16 protein-coding genes and 1 pseudogene are annotated in these 18,331 nt (G+C 37.6%); 15 read left to right on the forward strand and 2 right to left on the reverse strand.

The genetic code is table 11. The annotated features are described in order from the left end of the window. Window positions 1-70: 70 nt before the first annotated feature. The 4 genes from MHI04_RS08840 to MHI04_RS08855 all read left to right on the forward strand — a co-directional run bounded on the left by MHI04_RS08840 (window position 71) and on the right by MHI04_RS08855 (window position 5,723). Entirely contained in the window at window positions 71-1,675 is a 1,605-nt protein-coding gene (locus MHI04_RS08840; protein WP_340808798.1) for a PucR family transcriptional regulator ligand-binding domain-containing protein, read from the forward strand. Between the two features lie 136 nt (window positions 1,676-1,811). Then, a complete protein-coding gene (locus MHI04_RS08845) occupies window positions 1,812-3,080 on the forward strand; it encodes a cytosine permease (protein ID WP_058843740.1) in 1,269 nt (422 codons plus the stop codon). Beyond that, on the forward strand, window positions 3,077-4,180 hold the full coding sequence (locus tag MHI04_RS08850; RefSeq protein WP_342535540.1) for a DUF917 domain-containing protein: 1,104 nt from the start codon (window positions 3,077-3,079) through the stop codon (window positions 4,178-4,180). Before MHI04_RS08845 ends, MHI04_RS08850 begins: the two co-directional genes overlap by 4 nt. After that, window positions 4,173-5,723: a hydantoinase/oxoprolinase family protein gene (locus tag MHI04_RS08855; RefSeq protein ID WP_342535541.1), complete on the forward strand. Its 1,551-nt coding sequence runs from the start codon at window positions 4,173-4,175 to the stop codon at window positions 5,721-5,723. Before MHI04_RS08850 ends, MHI04_RS08855 begins: the two co-directional genes overlap by 8 nt. Window positions 5,724-5,740: 17 nt before the next feature. Here the strand turns inward: MHI04_RS08855 and MHI04_RS08860 are convergent. Then, a pseudogene (locus MHI04_RS08860) lies at window positions 5,741-6,175 on the reverse strand (HAD-IA family hydrolase); the annotation flags it as partial. 497 nt (window positions 6,176-6,672) lie between these two features. Between MHI04_RS08860 and MHI04_RS08865 the strand changes: the two are divergent. From MHI04_RS08865 to MHI04_RS08880, 4 genes are all read left to right on the forward strand, one after another. Next, window positions 6,673-7,068 (forward strand): hypothetical protein, encoded by a 396-nt coding sequence (locus MHI04_RS08865; RefSeq protein WP_051891561.1) that lies wholly within the window; start codon window positions 6,673-6,675, stop codon window positions 7,066-7,068. Window positions 7,069-7,297: 229 nt separating this feature from the next. After that, window positions 7,298-8,080, forward strand: a complete 783-nt coding sequence (locus MHI04_RS08870) for a hypothetical protein (protein ID WP_036117185.1) — start codon at window positions 7,298-7,300, stop codon at window positions 8,078-8,080. A 41-nt stretch (window positions 8,081-8,121) separates the two neighbouring features. Continuing rightward, window positions 8,122-9,537, forward strand: coding sequence for a hypothetical protein (locus tag MHI04_RS08875; RefSeq protein ID WP_139149508.1), 1,416 nt, complete (start codon window positions 8,122-8,124; stop codon window positions 9,535-9,537). A gap of 6 nt (window positions 9,538-9,543) precedes the next feature. Beyond that, a complete protein-coding gene (locus tag MHI04_RS08880) occupies window positions 9,544-10,179 on the forward strand; it encodes an ATP-binding cassette domain-containing protein (RefSeq protein ID WP_089932440.1) in 636 nt (211 codons plus the stop codon). 337 nt (window positions 10,180-10,516) lie between these two features. Here MHI04_RS08880 and MHI04_RS08885 read toward each other — a convergent pair whose 3' ends face one another. Next, on the reverse strand, window positions 10,517-10,738 hold the full coding sequence (locus tag MHI04_RS08885) for a hypothetical protein (RefSeq protein ID WP_036117191.1): 222 nt from the start codon (window positions 10,736-10,738) through the stop codon (window positions 10,517-10,519). A gap of 282 nt (window positions 10,739-11,020) precedes the next feature. Between MHI04_RS08885 and MHI04_RS08890 the strand changes: the two genes are divergently transcribed. The 7 genes from MHI04_RS08890 to nagA all read left to right on the forward strand — a co-directional run bounded on the left by MHI04_RS08890 (window position 11,021) and on the right by nagA (window position 18,271). Then, window positions 11,021-11,806, forward strand: a complete 786-nt coding sequence (locus tag MHI04_RS08890; RefSeq protein ID WP_244504810.1) for a hypothetical protein — start codon at window positions 11,021-11,023, stop codon at window positions 11,804-11,806. Then, on the forward strand, window positions 11,803-12,159 hold the full coding sequence (locus MHI04_RS08895; protein WP_036117195.1) for a GntR family transcriptional regulator: 357 nt from the start codon (window positions 11,803-11,805) through the stop codon (window positions 12,157-12,159). The genes MHI04_RS08890 and MHI04_RS08895 overlap by 4 nt, the downstream gene beginning before the upstream one ends. 10 nt (window positions 12,160-12,169) lie before the next feature. Further along, complete coding sequence (locus MHI04_RS08900) at window positions 12,170-12,862, forward strand: ABC transporter ATP-binding protein (protein WP_036117197.1); 693 nt, start codon at window positions 12,170-12,172, stop codon at window positions 12,860-12,862. 193 nt (window positions 12,863-13,055) lie between these two features. Beyond that, on the forward strand, window positions 13,056-13,976 hold the full coding sequence (locus MHI04_RS08905) for an ABC transporter ATP-binding protein (protein WP_342535542.1): 921 nt from the start codon (window positions 13,056-13,058) through the stop codon (window positions 13,974-13,976). After that, the gene (locus MHI04_RS08910) at window positions 13,954-14,895 is read left to right on the forward strand and encodes an ABC transporter permease (RefSeq protein ID WP_036117201.1); all 942 of its coding nucleotides are present in this window, start codon (window positions 13,954-13,956) and stop codon (window positions 14,893-14,895) included. Before MHI04_RS08905 ends, MHI04_RS08910 begins: the two co-directional genes overlap by 23 nt. A gap of 177 nt (window positions 14,896-15,072) precedes the next feature. Further along, the gene (gene nagE / locus MHI04_RS08915) at window positions 15,073-17,019 is read left to right on the forward strand and encodes an N-acetylglucosamine-specific PTS transporter subunit IIBC (RefSeq protein WP_058843734.1); all 1,947 of its coding nucleotides are present in this window, start codon (window positions 15,073-15,075) and stop codon (window positions 17,017-17,019) included. 100 nt (window positions 17,020-17,119) lie between these two features. Continuing rightward, window positions 17,120-18,271 (forward strand): N-acetylglucosamine-6-phosphate deacetylase, encoded by a 1,152-nt coding sequence (gene nagA / locus MHI04_RS08920; RefSeq protein ID WP_058843746.1) that lies wholly within the window; start codon window positions 17,120-17,122, stop codon window positions 18,269-18,271. Window positions 18,272-18,331 lie beyond the last annotated feature (60 nt).

The raw sequence follows: 18,331 nt of genomic DNA on the forward strand, positions 1-18,331 counted from the left end.
AAGGATAAAACTGTATTTTGAAAGATCGTAGGGGATATGGTATTCTTCTTCAAAAGAGTTGTGAAGAAAAGTGGTGGTGAAGCATGGGGTAACGGTCAATGAATTATTACAATTGCCATCCTTTCGGGGGGCAGAGGTGCTAACAGGTCGAAATAATTTACATCGTACGGTATCTTCCTTATCTGTATTAGAGGTATCCAATGTTGATTTTTATTCTAAAATTATTAATCGTGTGCAAGAGGAATGGTATGCAGAAGAGATTGTCATTAGCTCTTTTTACTCCATAAGAGATAGTGTGGAGCAGCAATGCGAAACGATTCAGCATTTACATGATTTAGGAGAGCTTGGTCTTATTTTATATTATGTCGGTATTGTCTTGCCCCTTATTCCAAAGGAAGTGCTTGACTTAGCGGAGGCGCAAGGATTTATTATCATTTGTATGCCAAGAAATGATTATTCACTGCGTTATAACGAGGTAATTTATGAGGTAATGGAGGCAATTGTTAGCAATCAAGGTGTGAATGATCATTTTGTGAAAGAAACGTTGGAAAAGGTATCCTTACTGCCAGAGCATTTAAGAAGTGTTGAAATTACGCTGAAAATGCTCTCAGATCGTTTGAAAGCCAATATTGTGCTCACAAATAATCATTTTGATATTGTGAATCAAGTGATGTGGCCACGAAATTCATCATTAGATGTAGCGAACGTTATTGAAGAATGCTCGCAGGCCAACTTCCAGCACGAAACAGGAAAGCTAGAGCTAGAAAGAAGTGATGTCTCCTGTGTCGTTGACTATAAAAGAGTGCATCAGAAAAATGGCGAGCCCCTCTTTTTATTCTTAATTAAAGAAAATACAAAACTGCCTGCCAAAACGATTGAAAAAGTAAGTGAGGTTGTGCAAGTAGCCATTAATTTATGGGGGGACAAGCATGATGAGGTAAGTGAGTATGCCTTAGTGAAAGCCATTATTAATGATGAAAGTGAAAAAATGAGAAGATTAGCGAATCTCCTTCATATAGATGTTTCCGCCATTCAAATGATGTGGCTCGTCTACATGCATGATTTAGCGGACGAAAAAAGAATTCGCGATGAATTAGAAGAGCAGCTGTCCAAGTATTACCAAACAAGAGTGATACAATGCATTGATCATTGTATAATTGTGTTACTAGGGAATTGTTTGTATAAACATCATGAATTTGAAATTGCCACTGAATTTAACGATACTACAAGCTATACTGCTCAAATAGCGGAAATTGTTTATGCGCCTAAAATGAGAAATACAAAGTCTGTTCGTCAAATGTATCAATTGGTCAATCAGGTGGGGGACAAGGCCCATACCATTTATCCAATGCAAAAGCTGTTTACGGCAGCGGAAGTACGCTCCATGAAAAGGGCGATGGATGTCAGTATACAGGGAGAAGAAATGATTGAAGAGTATTTGTCTGTCATTGAACCTATCTTGCGCGATCATGATTCCTTACAGACCTTAATTACCTTTTTATTAGACGCAAATGCTAGTGTGGAGCGCTGTGCAGAGCTACTTTATATTCATAAAAATACAGTGAAATATCGCATTAAAAAAATTAGTGAGTTGATTGGCACAGATGTCACAGTATACGCAGAATTTTACGATGTGTATATGGCTTGTATGCTGTATCGATTAATTAATGATTGATTAGAATAATCTGAAATTTTGTCATTTTGAACAAAATTTCAGATTATTTTTTTCATTTACGCAAAAGACGTGAAACCACCCTTTCTTTTATAATGAAGAACATTAACCAATCAAGCAATAACAAGGAGGGAGTCATATGCAAAACGAAAACAAAGGTCAATCATGGTATAGCTTAGGCATTATTTGGGCGGGTGCCATGATTTGTATTCCCAGTTTATTAGTAGGTAACGCACTCATAACAAATATGAGTCTATCAAAGGCACTTGCTGTCGCTTTTGTAGGCTACGCGATTGTCGTATTCATTATGATTTTACAAGGAATGCAAAGCAGTGATTTAGGAAAACCAACTGTTCATGTGGCAGGGCAAGTGTTTGGTAAAAAAGGCTCTCGTACTATTTTGTCCATTATTTTAGCCATTGCTTGCTTAGGCTGGTTTGGTATTCAGGCCAATGTTTGTGGCGTTGCCTTAGCGAATTTACTAGCAATCTATCATTTGAATATACCTATTCCGCTTGCTTCATTGATAAGTGGTATGGTGATGGTCGTATCCGCTCTTTATGGAATGAAAGTGTTACGTGTATTAAGCTATATCGCCGTACCATTACTTGTCATCATTTGCCTTTACGGTTTAGGGCAAACATTAACGGGCGATCAGCTACAGCTTATTCGAGACTATCAGCCACAGGGGAATATGAACTTTATGGATGGTTTAGCTGTAACGATTGGATCTTTTGCTTTAGGGGCTGTCATAGCGGGAGATTATTCGCAATTTTCCAAAAAACGTTCAGATGTAGTCAAGGCCGCTGCATTGGGCATTATTCCAGCTGGTGTACTAATGATTGCAGTAGGAGCCATCTTAACGATTGCCTATCAGACAAGTGATATTACAGCTGTCTTTCTGCATATCGCAACACCGTTTATTGGCGGGGTTGGCTTGATTTTAGCGACATGGAAAACGAATTTGGTCAATGCCATTTCTGGCGGTATCGCTTTAATTAATGTGTTCGATGTTGCCAAAAACAAAGAGCGCTTAGCGATTGGGGTTGCAGGAACAATTGGCACAATTTTAGCGGTAGTTGGGATATTAAATTATTTTACACCTATTATGTCGATCTTATCGGCCATGATTCCACCTGTTGCAGGGGTGATGATTGCCTCCTATTGGGTGATTCATAAAGGCAAAGCAGATAGCTGGCATGAGGTGGAAGGGGTCAATCGATTAGGCGTATTTTCTTGGTTAGTAGGGGCTATGATTGCCTGTATGCCAGTGGTATTCTCTTTATTCCCTGAGTTGCCATCACTGCCAAATCAACCGATGATTGGCATTATTATTTCATTCGTTATTTATTATATTGGGTATCGTCTATCCATACAAAAAACGGTCATACTGGAGGAACATAGATGAGATATTTAGATCAAGCAGCTATTGAACATATTGCCATTGGTGCAGCATTTCTAGGAACAGGTGGAGGCGGAGATCCATACATTGGGAAACTTATGGCGCTTTCTGCCATCGAAAAAAATGGGCCTGTGAAGTTGTATTCGGTGGATGAAATTGGGGATGATGACTTTTTCATTCCAGCAGCGATGATGGGTGCACCTTCCGTGTTAGTAGAAAAATTTCCACGTGGGGATGAATTTGTCAAGGTATTCCAAAAGCTTGCTCAATATTTAGGAAAAGAAAAAATTGCAGGCACTTATCCAATGGAAGCGGGCGGCGTCAATTCGATGATTCCGATTGTAGTAGCTGCACAGCTTGGATTACCGCTGATTGATTGCGACGGGATGGGTCGTGCATTCCCGGAATTACAAATGGTGACCTTTAACCTAGATGGAATTTCGGCAACCCCAATGGCCATCACAGATGAAAAAGGGAATATTGGTATTTTTGAAACGATTGATAATAAATGGACGGAGCGTCTCGCCCGAACTGCAACGGTAGAGATGGGCGCTAGTTCTCTAGTGAGCCTGTATCCTACGACCGGTGCACAAATTAAGAAAAGTGGTGTTCATCATATTGTGACGCTTTCTGAAAAAATCGGTGAAATTATTGCCTCTAAAGATCAAGAGGTGAACGATAAGCTAGAAAATCTTTTAACGCTTGTAGAGGGCTATGAGCTATTCCAAGGAAAAATAGTAGATGTTATTCGTGAAACAAAAGGTGGGTTTAATCTAGGTAAAATGAATCTTGAAGGGATTGATTCCTATAAAAACGATCAAATGAAGGTTCATTTCCAAAATGAAAACTTATTAGCAGAGAAAAACGAGCAGGTTGTTGCGATGACGCCAGACTTAATTTGTTTGGTGGATTATGAAACATTATTGCCTGTTACAACAGAAAGCTTAAAATATGGTAAACGTGTGCGTGTGATTGGCTTACCAGCACATGAAAAGTGGCGTACAGCAAAAGGCATTGAAACAGCAGGACCAAGATACTTTGGCTATGATTATGATTACATGCCAATTGAGGAAATGGTGAAAAAGGAGGTAACAAAACATGTATAAAATTGGAATTGATGTGGGCGGAACAAATACGGATGCCATCCTTTTAGACCATAATAGTCAACTTATTTACAGTGTGAAATCACCAACAAGCTTAGATATTAAAACGGGTATTGAAAAGTCCTTGCAACAATTACTCAAGGGTGCAAATATTGATAAAACAAAAATAACACATGCAATGTTAGGGACAACCCAATGTACAAATGCCATTGTTGAACGTAAAAAGCTAGCAAAAGTCGGTGTTGTTCGGTTAGGCTATCCAGCAACGGCATCAGTACTTCCTTATACAGCTTGGCCAGCGGATATGATCGATCAATTGTCGGGTCATTATGCGATTGCACATGGTGGCTATGAATACGATGGTCAATTATTAAGTGCTCTTAATCAAGAAGAAATTAAAAAACTATTAGAGGAATGGCACGACCAAGTAGAATCGATTGCAATTGTTGGTGTCTTTTCTTCTATTAAAAATGATCAAGAATTACAGGTTCGTGAATGGATTCAAGAGGTCTATGGCGAGGAATTTCCTATTTCCTGCTCCTCATTAATTGGTTCTGTCGGGCTAATTGAACGTGAAAATGCAACGATTCTCAATGCGGCATTATGTAAGGTCATTGAGACAACAACACAGGGCTTTGTCCAGGCGCTTCAAACGGAAGGTATTTTTAATGTAGACGTTTATTTATGTCAGAATGACGGTACGTTAATGTCCATCGATTATGCAAAACAATTCCCAATTTTAACGATTGCCTGTGGGCCAACAAACAGTATTCGTGGAGCGTCGTATTTATCCCAAATTCAAAATACAATGGTGCTGGACGTTGGGGGAACGACTTCAGATATAGGCGTATTACAGGATGGATTCCCACGAGAATCTTCAGTTGCTGTGGAAGTAGGAGACATTCGGACAAACTTTAGGATGCCAGATATTATTTCAGTTGGTCTTGGCGGTGGTAGTATTGTTCGTGTGAACGGTGACAAAATTACAGTTGGACCAGATAGTGTAGGCTATCAAATTAGTGAGGAGGCACTTGTCTTTGGTGGCTCGACTTTAACAACAACGGATATCGCTGTCCGTCTAGGCTTAGCAGAAGTAGGCGACCCCACTTTAGTCGCACATATAGATGAAGCATTTGCCAAAGCCGTTCAAGAAGAAATTTCTTCCTTACTGGAACAGGCCATTGATAAGATGAAAACCTCCTCAGAGGATGTGTCACTGGTCTTAGTAGGCGGTGGGGGGATTATCGTGCCAGAGCAGATTCGAGGCGTTTCCACTATTGTGAAAAATGAATATGGTGGTGTGGCGAATGCCATCGGTGCCTCTATTGCGCAAATTAGTGGTCAATATGAGCAAATTTATATTTATGCCAAGGAACCTCGCGAGGAATCATTAAAGGATGCCCAAAGTAAAGCGGTGAAACAAGCAGTATTAGCAGGAGCCATTAAAGAGACGATTGAGCTGGTAGAAGTAGAAGAAACACCACTAGCCTATCATCCAGAAAATGCAACAAGATTAAAGGTAAAAGTAGTAGGGAAAATGGTCTAACACATAAAGGAAGAGTCCTAGTCAAACAGGGCTCTTCCTTTTGCTAATGGATCAAACGAATGAATCTCTGCATAGGGTCTGATGTCAGTATCATTTTTGCGCCTATATGGATTGAACCATATACCCTTGATCTTTGCATGCTGACAGCCGCCGATATCCTTTTCTAAGTCATCTCCAACGATTAATGCATCTTCTGGTTGCACTTGAAGCTTGTTTAAGGCAAGTTCAAAAATGCGCTTGTCAAGCTTGCTGTAGCCCACTTCCTCAGAAATAATGAGGAGATCGAAACAGCTAGTTAAATGAGTGTGCATGATTTTTGCTTTTTGTCTCTGAGCCGACCCGTTTGTGATAATGCCAACTTGTACATGCTTTTTGATAGAATGGATAATATTCAACGTATTTTGATTGATAGAAAAACAACAAGGAAACTGTCGATTCCAAAAGTCTTCGATTCAGTAATGTATCGTCTAAATCAAATAGCATCGCTTTCAACTAGCTGTGAATTTGTAAAAATTTATTAAAAATCATTTCAGCTTCGTAGATTTCTGAAAGTGAAATAGTTTTTTGAAGTTGCTATAAAGATTGTGAAGGAAGATATTGAAACGAACCAAAGCAGATTTGCTGAATAAGGTTACACAAAAGTTTTTAAACTTTCCCTCTAAAATTTTCAAGATATTGTTAGGCAGTAAATAAATGTCTCAAGTTGTAACCTCCAAAATATAATATTGTAAAAAATATGGAATAATGGTATATTCAAATAGTAATGGGTTTTTTATGCAGATAAGAGGTGAATATATTTCCTTTATAATGAGGAAAATTCCATTACATTAAGATATTTAATTTACTATTTTCTCAAAAGTTTTATCCTTTACTCATTCTAGAGATTGAAAATTTACCGAGTTATAGTTGAATTAAGTGGAAAAACTACTAGTTGGAGGGAGAAGTTAAGATGAAAAAAAATAGCAAAGTAATAGCGGGAGTACTTTCCTTGGGTCTTTTAACAACTGGCGTGTTAAACGTACAAGCTCTAACAGAGCCCCGTAACATCAATGCGTCTGTTCCTGGTTTAAATCAATCATCAGCTGATGGATATCAACAGAAATCTATCTCAGATAAGGATGGATATTTATTTATTGATTCTATCTCTAACGAGAGTAAACTAGATGCAAGAGCAGAGACGGCAAAACTTACAAATACGGGTCCTTGGGTACGTTTATCTCATGTTAATAAGGGCTATCTATTAGAAAATTCAATTAAAAAAGATAAATATATACAAGCAAGATTCAGTTCTGATGTAACATCATTTTTACCTATCACCGTTACTGGAACATTCCAAGGTAACTAATTCACGGATTTTGTCAACCTGTTTAAACAGATTTAAAGACCATGAGGATTTTAAATCCACATGGTCTTTGTTAATAAGTAAACTTTATTTTTTATTTTACTCCTTTCATTAATTACTATTTAATCTATCTTTTTTAGAGTTGATACTATTAATTAGGGAAACTAGAATTTTGTAAAGTTACCGTTATTTTAGATGTTTGTTATTTTAAGTCGAAGAATAGGAGAGAGAGATGTTAAAACAACAAATAGGGGTTGAATTTAAGCAAATACTTACGTTTAATAGAGTTCTAACTTGGTTTCTTATTATTATTTTACCCGTATGGATACAATATTTAATAATCCATGAAGGCTATTCCTTCACTGACAATATTGATCTCTATGGGCGTTTGCTCAATGGTATTGGAGCAATGATTTTTCCAATTTTAGTATTATTCGTTTTTGCAGATACAATCATTCATGAGAGAAATAATAATTATTTAACATATACCAAAATAAGAATAGATTTTAATATCTATTTGAACGCTAAAATCATAGTAAATGCACTTCTTTCATTTGGGGTTTCATTTTTGTATGCGTTTTTACCATTCCTCTTTGCTCAATATATAAACCCCCAATTTGCATTCATCACTAATATTGGAGATAGTGGGAATATGCCTGGTACGGTAACATTCGATCAACTCTTAGTTTACGGACCTTTTATGTATGGATTTATATACTCCCTCTGGGTAGGTATCAATGGAGTTTTATATGCTACTTTACCTTTAATTTTATGCTTGATCTTAGATAATTCCTTTGTTGCTTTATCGATACCATTTGTATGGTATCAAGCAATGAGCTTTGTTTCTGCTGTGTTAGGTATTTCGAAGTTTGCACCATTATATACAGTTTTTCCGTACTCTATAATGCAACAAGACTTATGGACTGTATTTGTACCATTTATGTTTTTATTAATAATTGTGATTGTGAGTTATGTATATCTTAAGAGAAGGAATTCGACAGAATGGTTATTTTGAGAAGTCTTATCAATGAGTTGCTGCAGTTAAGGTGGAATGTGTTGGGTTTCGTTATTTTTATTTATTGTTTTGGAATAAGAAGAACAATTATTGAAAGTTATGCACCTGTTAATGCTTGGGATCTACTAATAATATTACTAAGTGATGTTAACTTAATTATTTATTTCGTTTTACCATTCCTCTTATATTTCTATGTAACTTTTTTAGTAAAAGGCTTTGAATATCAAATATTGATCAGATTAGGCTCATATAAAAAGTGGGTACTCATCGCTTCTAAGAAAATTTTATTGTATTTAACTTTGACGATTATAGTTTGGCTATTAGTGGCATTCATCATGAGTATAGGGCTTCCCTTTGCAAGTGAATGGAGTTCTGGAAGTAAATTATTCGAACCTACTGCCATTATGAGACAGTATTTTGATCTCCCTCTTCTTGCTCTTTTATATCAAATAGTTATGTTCGTTATTACGACATTTATTATTTTAATGTCGGTTACTACTATATATGTCTTTCTTCAGTCATGGAGATGGATAAGCTTTGTTGTTACGGTTCTATATATATTTTCTTTTGTATCCTGGAAACTTTTCCCTGAGTATTTAGCGAAATTGTCTTTATCAAACTATGTTGTTATGTTCCAAACATTAAATCTTTGGAATAACACATTAACTCTCCCTTTAATAGCAATTGTTTCTCTTGGATTAATCTATTTAGCCGTGCAATTTAAAGATGGAAAACAAATAGTCAGCTTTACTTCTTTTCAGACGGGCATAGTAGTATACCTTTTTGTATTAGTATTAGGAACTTACTTTATGGCAGATACCCGAAGTAATACTGTAATTGATCTATTTCTCCTTAATTTTTTCGGTACATCATCTGAGGGTTATACTTTTTTGTCGTATTTGTATTACATAGTAATTTTCTTCGGCTTTTTATATTTGGCACAAATCTATTTAGCAAGTGAGTTTTCTGAGTTGAGCTACTACAAAATTATTCGCTACAACTCTATGTTTAAATGGATGGGCGAATGGTTGCGTAATATTTTATTAATGGCAATATTGTATTTGTTTTTTATATTTATATTGACTTTAACAGTGGCATATTTTAAGGGTATTGAATTTTCCTTTCGAGTGACAGTAGTGGAAGATATGAAATTTACTTCTTTGCTATATCACTTTTTTATCAATGGCTTTCTACAAATAAGCATTTACATTCTGCTGTCGATTACATTACAAATAGTTTCAAAGAGCAGTTCAACCAATTTGGTTACTATAGGCATCTTTATCGCATTATTATTCCCTGGTTATAAATACATTCCAGTGGGTTTAAATGGGTACAGCCATTTGATATATGGCACATCACCAATGATCGTATCATTGTATTTGATCCTTATAGTATTAGTTGAAGGGGTATGTATATTTTATTTACTTAACAAAAAATATATATTTGAGGGAGTATGACTATATATGAGCCTTATTGAAGTAAGAAATGTCAAAAAGTCCTATAAGGGCTTAACTATATTTCAAGATATAGATTTAACTATTGAAAAGGGGAAAATATATGGAATTGTAGGTCCTAACGGTTCTGGGAAATCTGTATTATTTAAGTTGATTTGTGGATTTGTTAGACCCGATCATGGTGAAATAGTAATCAGGGGAGAATATTTACATAAGGATATAACTTTTCCTAAGAACTTTGGAGTCATAATTGATAGGCCAGGATATTTAGGAAATAAAACGGGTTTTGAAAATCTAAAATCTCTGGCTATGATACAGAATAAAATTGATGATGAGCAAATCATTAAAACAATGGAATTAGTTGGACTTCAGCCCACAGCTGAACAGAAAGTACGGAAGTATTCACTAGGCATGAAGCAAAAGCTAGCTTTAGCACAAGCATTTATGGAAAATCAAGAAGTATTAATATTAGATGAACCATTTAATGCTTTAGATTTTGAAAGTGTAGAAAACTTACGTAGCCTCTTACTTAATTATAAAAAGGAAGGGAAAACAATTATTATGACCAGTCATAATCAAGAGGATATCGATCTTCTTTGTGATGAAGTTTATAGAATAAATAAATTTAAGTTAGAGAAGTTATAAAAGTAATATTATTAACAATTTAACTCAGAAGCTATAATTAGAAGGATCAACTTCTAAAAGCTATAAGTGAATAGAGGACCTTTCTCAAATAGCAATTGATTATAAGTGTCCAAAACATGATGAAGATTTTTACAGACTATGGTATTTTAATAGATTGAAGAAGCATTAGAAGTTCATTTAATTGATTAAATATTCTTATAAAAATTCCATACTTAGTTAGAAAGATTAACTCCATTTTGATCATTTTTTTCAAAATGGAGTTTTTGCATTTGCTGATAAATAAAGGATGAAGGAAATTTTTAAATCAAAAGCAATACTAGCTCCATATCCTTTCTTATTACTCATTAAGAGTGCTTCGCTTATGCTTTTCAGTAATAATTTTCTTATTGAGGATTTGCACCTTATCTACCATAAGCAAGCGCATATCTTCCACAATATACTTTGCTAGCTCTTCGTCCGATATATCATCTCCATTAAGATCAAGACGGAATTCCTGCCCTTGTATGCCACCTCCATTTGTAAACTCAATTTCAAAGTCAAAGACAACTCTTTTCTCCATTCATATACCACCTTATCTCTTAGAATGCTATCAATATATTCTGTTTTTCACATGCGAATACCTTCTTTCGAGAAGCAGCGTTTTGAAAAGAAGTGTTTCTGCATGCACAAATGAGCCCCGTTCATTCAATCAAATATTCATTCATATTGCAAAAGAATAAAGGAATGGAAGGCTTTTTAAAAGGACAGACCTAAAGAAAAAGTTTTTTCCTTTTTCTTGTATTTGCCACTTGAAAATTAAAAAGTCATAGTGTACTATTTGACTAGTACACTATGACATGAGGTGTTGAGGTTGAAAAGTTTTGCAGGGCTTTTAAAAAAAGAATGGGTACTTTACCGATCATGGTTTCTAGTGGGGATATTTATTGGTCTCATGTTATCTTGGATCGTTCCCTATGTATTACATCAATATGTTGATCTCTTTGCGCATGAGAATCAACTAGCATTTGCCTTTACGATGCTCGTCCTTGCTCTAGGCGGATTTTATTCTGTCTTACAATTTTTAGCGACGTTGCGTTTGGATATTAAAGCAAAGGAGAGCTGGTTACATTCAACAAGCTCTATCACGAAGCTTATCGGTGCAAAGTTGGTTTGCTCGTTAATAGGCTATGTCCTCTTCAATACACTTTTTACGAGTATAGCCATCTACAATATTAAAGATGAACTGATTGTAAGTACTGGACAAATTTTATTGACTTTGGTATTAGTTGTTATTGTGTTAATGATTTTCCAATTAATGCTATTTATCCTTCTTTTATTCTTTTTAGCTTTTTATTTGCAGTTGAAGCGCGTAATAGGACGTTTTTCGATTGTGCTGACAATGGCTGCATTTTATTTAACGACAGCTGGTTGGGTGCGAATGACGGAAAGTGAGCTGTACCAAACGATCTTCCTCCGTGGAGAAGTTTCGCTTCGCCATATCGAACAGTACTTACCAAAAGGGAAAGAGATGACAATGGAATGGATGCTAGGCTCGTTTTATGTTGTCGAAGAAGTGGCAATGACATTATTCATGCTACTGCTCTTTTTAGCAGCATCCAAATGGCTTGAAAAGGTGGTATTACGATGACAATGGATTTTTCACGTGATAAACCGATTTATAGCCAGCTTGTCGATCGAATTTGTGGGGACATATTGAAGGGAAAGTTACGGCTGGGAGATCGACTGCCGTCCGTTCGAGAATATGCAGTTGAAACAGGTGTGAATGTCAATACGGTGCAACGTGTCTATAAGGAGTTAGAGGCGATGAAGATAACGGAAACCAAACGAGGTCAGGGTACATTTATTACAAGCAATGAGGAACGCATTGAATTATTACGAGAAGAAATGAAAAATCAGCTAGCTGAAAACTTTTTAACATCGATTGAGGCACTAGGCTTTTCAAAGGAAGAAATGCTTGATGTTTTGAAAAATAAAGCGTGAGGTGAAGGGTATGTTAGAGCTATCAAATGTGTCTTTTCAATATAAGAAACAGCCGATTTTACAGGATATATCCTTTTCCTTCCCGATTGGACAAATCATTGGGCTTGTAGGGGAAAATGGAAGTGGTAAATCTACGCTAATGAAAGTATTAGCGGGTTTATTACGACCTTCTGCCGGTAAAGTCACACTGAATGGCAAGCCTGTCACACGTAGAAGTGCGGACCAAATTGCTTATTTACCCGATACTGATTTGTTTTTTGAGTATTATACGGGCGAACAGCTATTCCAGTATTATGCCTCTCAATTTGAAGATTTTTCCTATGATAAGGCCTGTATCGTCGCACAATTTTTACAGGTGGATAAAAATACGAAGCTACGTCAATTATCAAAGGGTAATCGTGGTCGGATGAAAATGGCTGCTACGCTTGGTCGAGAGGTTCCTTTTTATGTCATGGATGAGCCATTTGCTGGGCTTGATCCCATTGTGAGAGAACAGCTGATTAAGGGCTTAATTCAATTTACAGATATCGAAAATCAAACGATTTTGCTATCAACACATGAATTATATGAGGTAGAACCTATTTTAGATCAAATTATTTTATTGCAGGCGGGGTCCATCACGGCTTATGAAGAAGTTGAAACCTTACGCGATGTGGCGAATAAGGACGCAGTCGAGTGGATGAAGGGATTTTATCGTCTTTGAGTACAAGATACCGACCTCTCAAAGTGAAGAAAGGATCGTCAGTAAGCATTTTTAGCAGTGTTGCTTCAATAGCATCCACTGATTGAGGATATAGTCGCTGGCAGATGTCATAGATTTTGATCGTGGAAGAAGTACCATCAAAATCTGGACGCCATTATGCCAAGGCGAAATGGATAAGAAAGGGTGAAAAAATATGACAGAACCAATTGTACAATTGCAAAATTTATCGAAAACAATTCGAGGCAAGCAATTAATTCAACAGTTAAACATTGATTTATATCCAGGGCAGATTACAGGATTTTTAGGACCGAATGGAGCGGGGAAAACAACAACCATACGAATGATGACCGGGCTGATGCATCCAACAGAGGGCAATGTCATTATTGATGGACTTTCCCTACAAGAGCATTATGAGGAAGCCATTAGTAAGGTTGGCGTAATTGTCGAAAATCCAGAGATGTATAAATTTATGTCAGGCTATAAAAATTTACTCCATTTTGCACGTATGCATAAAAATGTGACGAAAGAACGAATTCAAGAGGTCGTTCAACAGGTGGGTCTTGAAAACCGTATACATGAAAAGGTTTCTACGTATTCACTAGGGATGCGCCAACGACTAGGATTAGCGCAGGCGCTGCTACATCGACCGAAGTTTTTAATTTTAGATGAACCAACAAATGGCTTAGACCCTGCTGGTATTCGTGAGTTCCGTATGTACCTGCGCAGGATTGCTTCGGAAGATGGCGTATCCGTTTTTGTATCGAGTCATTTATTATCTGAAATTGAGTTAATGTGTGATCGCGTGGCAGTGATTCAAAATGGGCAACTCATTGACCTCCGTGATATTCATAATGAAAGCTCATCCTTTTATTATGTGGAGGCACAGCCAAAAGAACAGCTGTCTGCTCATTTTGAACAGCATGATTACCATTTCGTTGCTGAAAATGATGGCTATGTAGTGGAAATGAAGAAAGAGGATGTTCCTGCATTGACGACTCAATTAGTGCAAGCGGGTATGCAACTATTTGCTGTACAGCCACATCAAAAAACATTAGAGGATCAATTCTTAGAAATGACTGGAGGCGGACAAATTGCTGAAGCTAATTCAAAATGAGTGGATGAAATTATGGCATAAAAAGGGAACCTGGGCAATGGTGGCGATGCTCATTCTTGTTATTCTTGTTCCTGGTGCTATCATGAAATATTATGAAGTAAAATCAACAGATGAAGGCTCCTGGCAGGAGATCGAGCAGCAAGCAATCCAAGCGAACAAGGAGATGCTTGCAAGTGATGATTTAATGGAGGAAGATAAGGCCCGTTATGAAGAGCAAATCGCTATTTCTGAATATCGTTTAGCCAATGATGCGCCTAGTCAAAAGGATAATAGTTTTGCGAGCTTTATGTCCTTTACAAGTGGTATGCTTACACTTGTTACGTTATTTACGGTCATTACAGCGGCTAGTATTGTGTCGAGCGAATTTTCAACGGGTACGATTAAAATGCTGTTAACACGTCCGATGTCTCGTGCGAAAGTGTTAACGTCCAAACTACTGTCAACCTTCCTATTTGGTTTATTCTTATATGCTGTGAATGTGGTGGTAAGTGCTCTTGTGGGCTTGATCTTGTTTGGTATGGGAACAGGTGTCGAATTAGAAATCGTCAATGGTCAAGTAGTTGAAAAGGCTGTATGGGGGGATTTAGCGTATCATTATCTACTTTCTAGTGGTGATTTTGTTATGTCTACATTATTTGCCTTTTTAGTAGGTTCGGTGTTCCGTTCAAGCTCATTAGCGATTGGTTTAACGATGTTCCTCTCCTTTACAGGTGGCATGATTGTTATGTTCTTGAGTAGATACGACATTGTCAAATACATTTGGCTCACGCATTCAGATTTAACACAGTATGAACATGGTGGTGGCTCCATGATTGCGGATGTTACGATGCCTTTCTCTTTAACTGTGCTTGCTGTTTATGCATTCTTGTTCCTTGTGATTAGTTATACAACCTTTATGAAACGTGATATAACTGCATAATCTAAAATAAGAACTGTGCCCTAATTGAATTAGGGTGCGGTTTTTTTATTGGGCAACACGAAATATTAAAAAAGTATTTATTTTTTTTTGAATTGCGCCTATAATAATAGCAACTTAGTGAAAACGCTTTTTTTTTACTAAAGTGGTCTAGACAACTATACCAAAGGGGGATAAATAATGTTTGCTTTCTTACAAAAAATCGGTAAGTCTCTCATGTTTCCAATCGCTACATTACCAGCAGCAGCATTACTATTGCGTTTAGGTTCAGGGGATATGCTTGGAGCCGTACCGAATGAAGCAATCCAGTACATTGCTAGTATTATGGCCGCTTCGGGCAATGCTATACTTGGCAATTTACCAATCATTTTTGCGATTGGGATTGCGATGGGATTTGCACATGATAGCAGTGGGGGCGCAGCACTTGCAGGTGCAATTGCTCATCTTGTATTAGTGGCCGTTTTAGGAACTGTTAATGAAGAATTAAATATGGGTGTGTTTGGTGGTATTATTGCCGGTATTACGGCAGGCTTATTATATAACAAATATTATAATGTGAAATTTCCAGAATGGTTATCATTCTTTGGCGGACGGCGCTTTGTACCGATTATTACGTCCATTACCATGGCGATTTTAGCTAGTATTTTAGCGATTGTGTGGGGACCAATTCAAGGTGGTATTGATTCTGTCGGCAATTGGATGATTGGCGCAGGATCACTTGGTGTTGGAATGTATGGTTTCTTCAACCGTCTATTAATTCCAGTTGGTTTACACCATGTCATTAACACGGTCATTTGGTTTGATTTTGGTGAATTTACGAATGCTGCGGGCGAAGTGGTGAAAGGGGACATCCACCGTTTCTTAGCGGGAGACCCATCAGCTGGACATTTCCAAGCTGGTTTCTTCCCAATCATGATGTTTGGTTTACCAGCAGCATGTTTGGCGATGTACTTTGCAGCGAAAAAAGAAAAACGTCCTGTCGTTGGTGGGATGTTCTTTTCCATCGCTTTGACAGCTTTTTTAACAGGTGTTACAGAACCGATTGAGTTTTCATTTATGTTCTTATCACCAGTTCTATATGGTATTCATGCTGTACTAACAGGTATAGCACTCGCTGTGGCCTATATCGTTGGATTCCGTGATGGTTTTGGATTCTCGGCAGGTTTAATTGACTATTTGTTAAACTTAGGTCTAGCAGATAAACCATTGCTCTTACTGCCTTTAGGCTTAGGCTTTGGTGCGATTTACTTTGTTGTATTCTATTTCTTAATCAAAAAATTAGACTTAAAAACACCTGGACGTGAAGACGACGAGGAAGAGGATGGAGAAGCAAATGCTGCCATTTCTGACGATGTTGATTTACGTGCCTACTATACAATTGAAGCATTAGGTGGAAAAGAAAATATTCAGCAAGTGGATTACTGTACAACTCGCTTACGACTGTCTGTACAGGATGCCAATGTTGTAGATGAAAAAACATTGAAGCAAACAGGTGCACGAGGGGTAATGCGCATTAGTAAAACGAATGTTCAAGTGATTATTGGTACATCTGTTGAGTTTTTAGCAGAGGCTATCAAAGATCGTTTGAAAAAAGGCAATCCAGCACCTACAAATACACAAGTGCCAACAGCACAGCCTGTAGTGCAAGAAGCAGTCAAAAATGAAACAACGAACTTCCATGATTTTGAAATGCCCATGACAGGTGATTTATTGCCATTATCAGAAGTGCCAGATGAGGCATTTTCGGCAGGGTTGATGGGTCCTGGGTTTGGTATTCGTCCAATGGATGGCACAGTTTATGCACCGTTTGATGGGGAAGTGGTGATGATTTTCCCAACGAAGCATGCGATTGGCTTGAAATCAGATGCAGGTCTGGAAGTATTAATTCATGTTGGTTTAGATACAGTCAAACTTGATGGTAAAGGCTTTGACCTGTTCGTCACGGATGGTCAAAAAATTCAGCGTGGAGATATGCTTTTAAAGGCTGATATCAATCAGATTAAAGACCAAGTACCTTCTGTGATCACACCAGTTGTTTTCACAAGTTTAATGGGTCAAGAGATTACACTCGGAAAATCTGGCTATCAACGAGCGGGCTCTACCAATATTATTGCAATGAAAAAGTAACAACAAATAGGGCTGTTTGCAAAAGCTACACATAGGCAATAGGAAATGGCAAATGGACACCTTTTCAACAGCCCTTGTTCAAGAAGAGGAGATGTTTTTCTTGAGTTTAATAATTCGGAACATCACAGTGGTCAACGCAAATGGTCGAGATGAGCAAGTGGATGTGTGGATGAAGGATGGCAAAATTGCACAAATTGCTACACAGCTCAATGTCAATCATGTGGAACAGCTAGATGGTTCAGGGAAATTTTTATTGCCTGGATTTATTGATATGCATATTCATGGGTCCGCTCAAATGGATACAATGGATGCCTCAGATGAGGGACTTCATATAATGGCACAATCGTTACTCAAAGAAGGTACGACAAGCTTTTTAGCAACAACTATGACACAAAGCTATGACAAAATTGAGCGGGCCATTGCCAATGTGGCACAGTTCCAGCCACAGTCAGATGAGGCGGAAATATTGGGGCTTCATATTGAAGGACCATTTGTTTCAAAAGAGCGGGCGGGAGCACAACCTCTTGACTATATTGTCCCGCTTGATATGGCTATATGGACAAAATGGCAGGAATTAAGTGGCCATAAAATTAAGCAAATTACGCTAGCACCAGAGGAAATGAATGGCATGGCAGCAGTGCAAAGCATTTCTGCAAGCGGTGTCATCGTATCGATTGGTCATTCAGATGCAACATTTGAGCAAATGCAAGAAGCGGTTCAATTAGGTGCTTCACAGGGGACACATTTATACAATCAAATGCGTCCATTCCATCATCGTGACCCAGGTGTCGTTGGTGGCGTCTTGTTGCTAGATGCCATCAAGGCTGAGCTCATTGTTGATTTTATTCATATGCATGAAGGGGCAGTGGAAATGGCCTATCGGTTAAAGGGAGCAGACGGTCTTATATTAATTACTGATGCGATGCGCGCAAAGGGTATGCCATATGGAGCGTATGATTTAGGCGGCCAAATGGTTCATGTGACTGAAGCGGGCGCTCATTTATCAAACGGTGCTTTAGCGGGTAGTATTTTAAAAATGGATCAAGCTATACGAAATATGCGTCATATTACGAAATGTACAATGGAGGAGCTTGTGAAAATGTCAAGCTTCAATGCTGCTCAGCAATTGAAATTAACCAATAAAGGGCAGCTTGTGCAAGGCTATGATGCAGATGCTGTGATTATGGATGAACATTTAAAGCTTTATCAAACAATTAAGGCAGGCAAGGTCTTATATGATGCCATGCAATAGGCGATGACCGTTAACGTCAGAAGGCATGCAAACATCTAGCATGGAACGATCGAAATGAAA

Origin of the sequence: Lysinibacillus sp. FSL K6-1151, assembly GCF_038630755.1 — a bacterium.
GTDB lineage: Bacteria > Bacillota > Bacilli > Bacillales_A > Planococcaceae > Lysinibacillus > Lysinibacillus fusiformis_D.

What these genes read in the sequence shown, in the direction of transcription:
- MHI04_RS08845 (WP_058843740.1), top strand. Translation starts at nt 1,812, where the DNA reads ATGCAAAACGAAAACAAAGGTCAATCATGGTATAGCTTAGGCATTATT.
- MHI04_RS08850 (WP_342535540.1), top strand. Translation starts at nt 3,077, where the DNA reads ATGAGATATTTAGATCAAGCAGCTATTGAACATATTGCCATTGGTGCA.
- MHI04_RS08855 (WP_342535541.1), top strand. Translation starts at nt 4,173, where the DNA reads ATGTATAAAATTGGAATTGATGTGGGCGGAACAAATACGGATGCCATC.
- MHI04_RS08865 (WP_051891561.1), top strand. Translation starts at nt 6,673, where the DNA reads ATGAAAAAAAATAGCAAAGTAATAGCGGGAGTACTTTCCTTGGGTCTT.
- MHI04_RS08870 (WP_036117185.1), top strand. Translation starts at nt 7,298, where the DNA reads ATGTTAAAACAACAAATAGGGGTTGAATTTAAGCAAATACTTACGTTT.
- MHI04_RS08880 (WP_089932440.1), top strand. Translation starts at nt 9,544, where the DNA reads ATGAGCCTTATTGAAGTAAGAAATGTCAAAAAGTCCTATAAGGGCTTA.
- MHI04_RS08885 (WP_036117191.1), bottom strand. Translation starts at nt 10,738, where the DNA reads ATGGAGAAAAGAGTTGTCTTTGACTTTGAAATTGAGTTTACAAATGGA.
- MHI04_RS08895 (WP_036117195.1), top strand. Translation starts at nt 11,803, where the DNA reads ATGACAATGGATTTTTCACGTGATAAACCGATTTATAGCCAGCTTGTC.
- MHI04_RS08900 (WP_036117197.1), top strand. Translation starts at nt 12,170, where the DNA reads ATGTTAGAGCTATCAAATGTGTCTTTTCAATATAAGAAACAGCCGATT.
- MHI04_RS08905 (WP_342535542.1), top strand. Translation starts at nt 13,056, where the DNA reads ATGACAGAACCAATTGTACAATTGCAAAATTTATCGAAAACAATTCGA.
- nagE (WP_058843734.1), top strand. Translation starts at nt 15,073, where the DNA reads ATGTTTGCTTTCTTACAAAAAATCGGTAAGTCTCTCATGTTTCCAATC.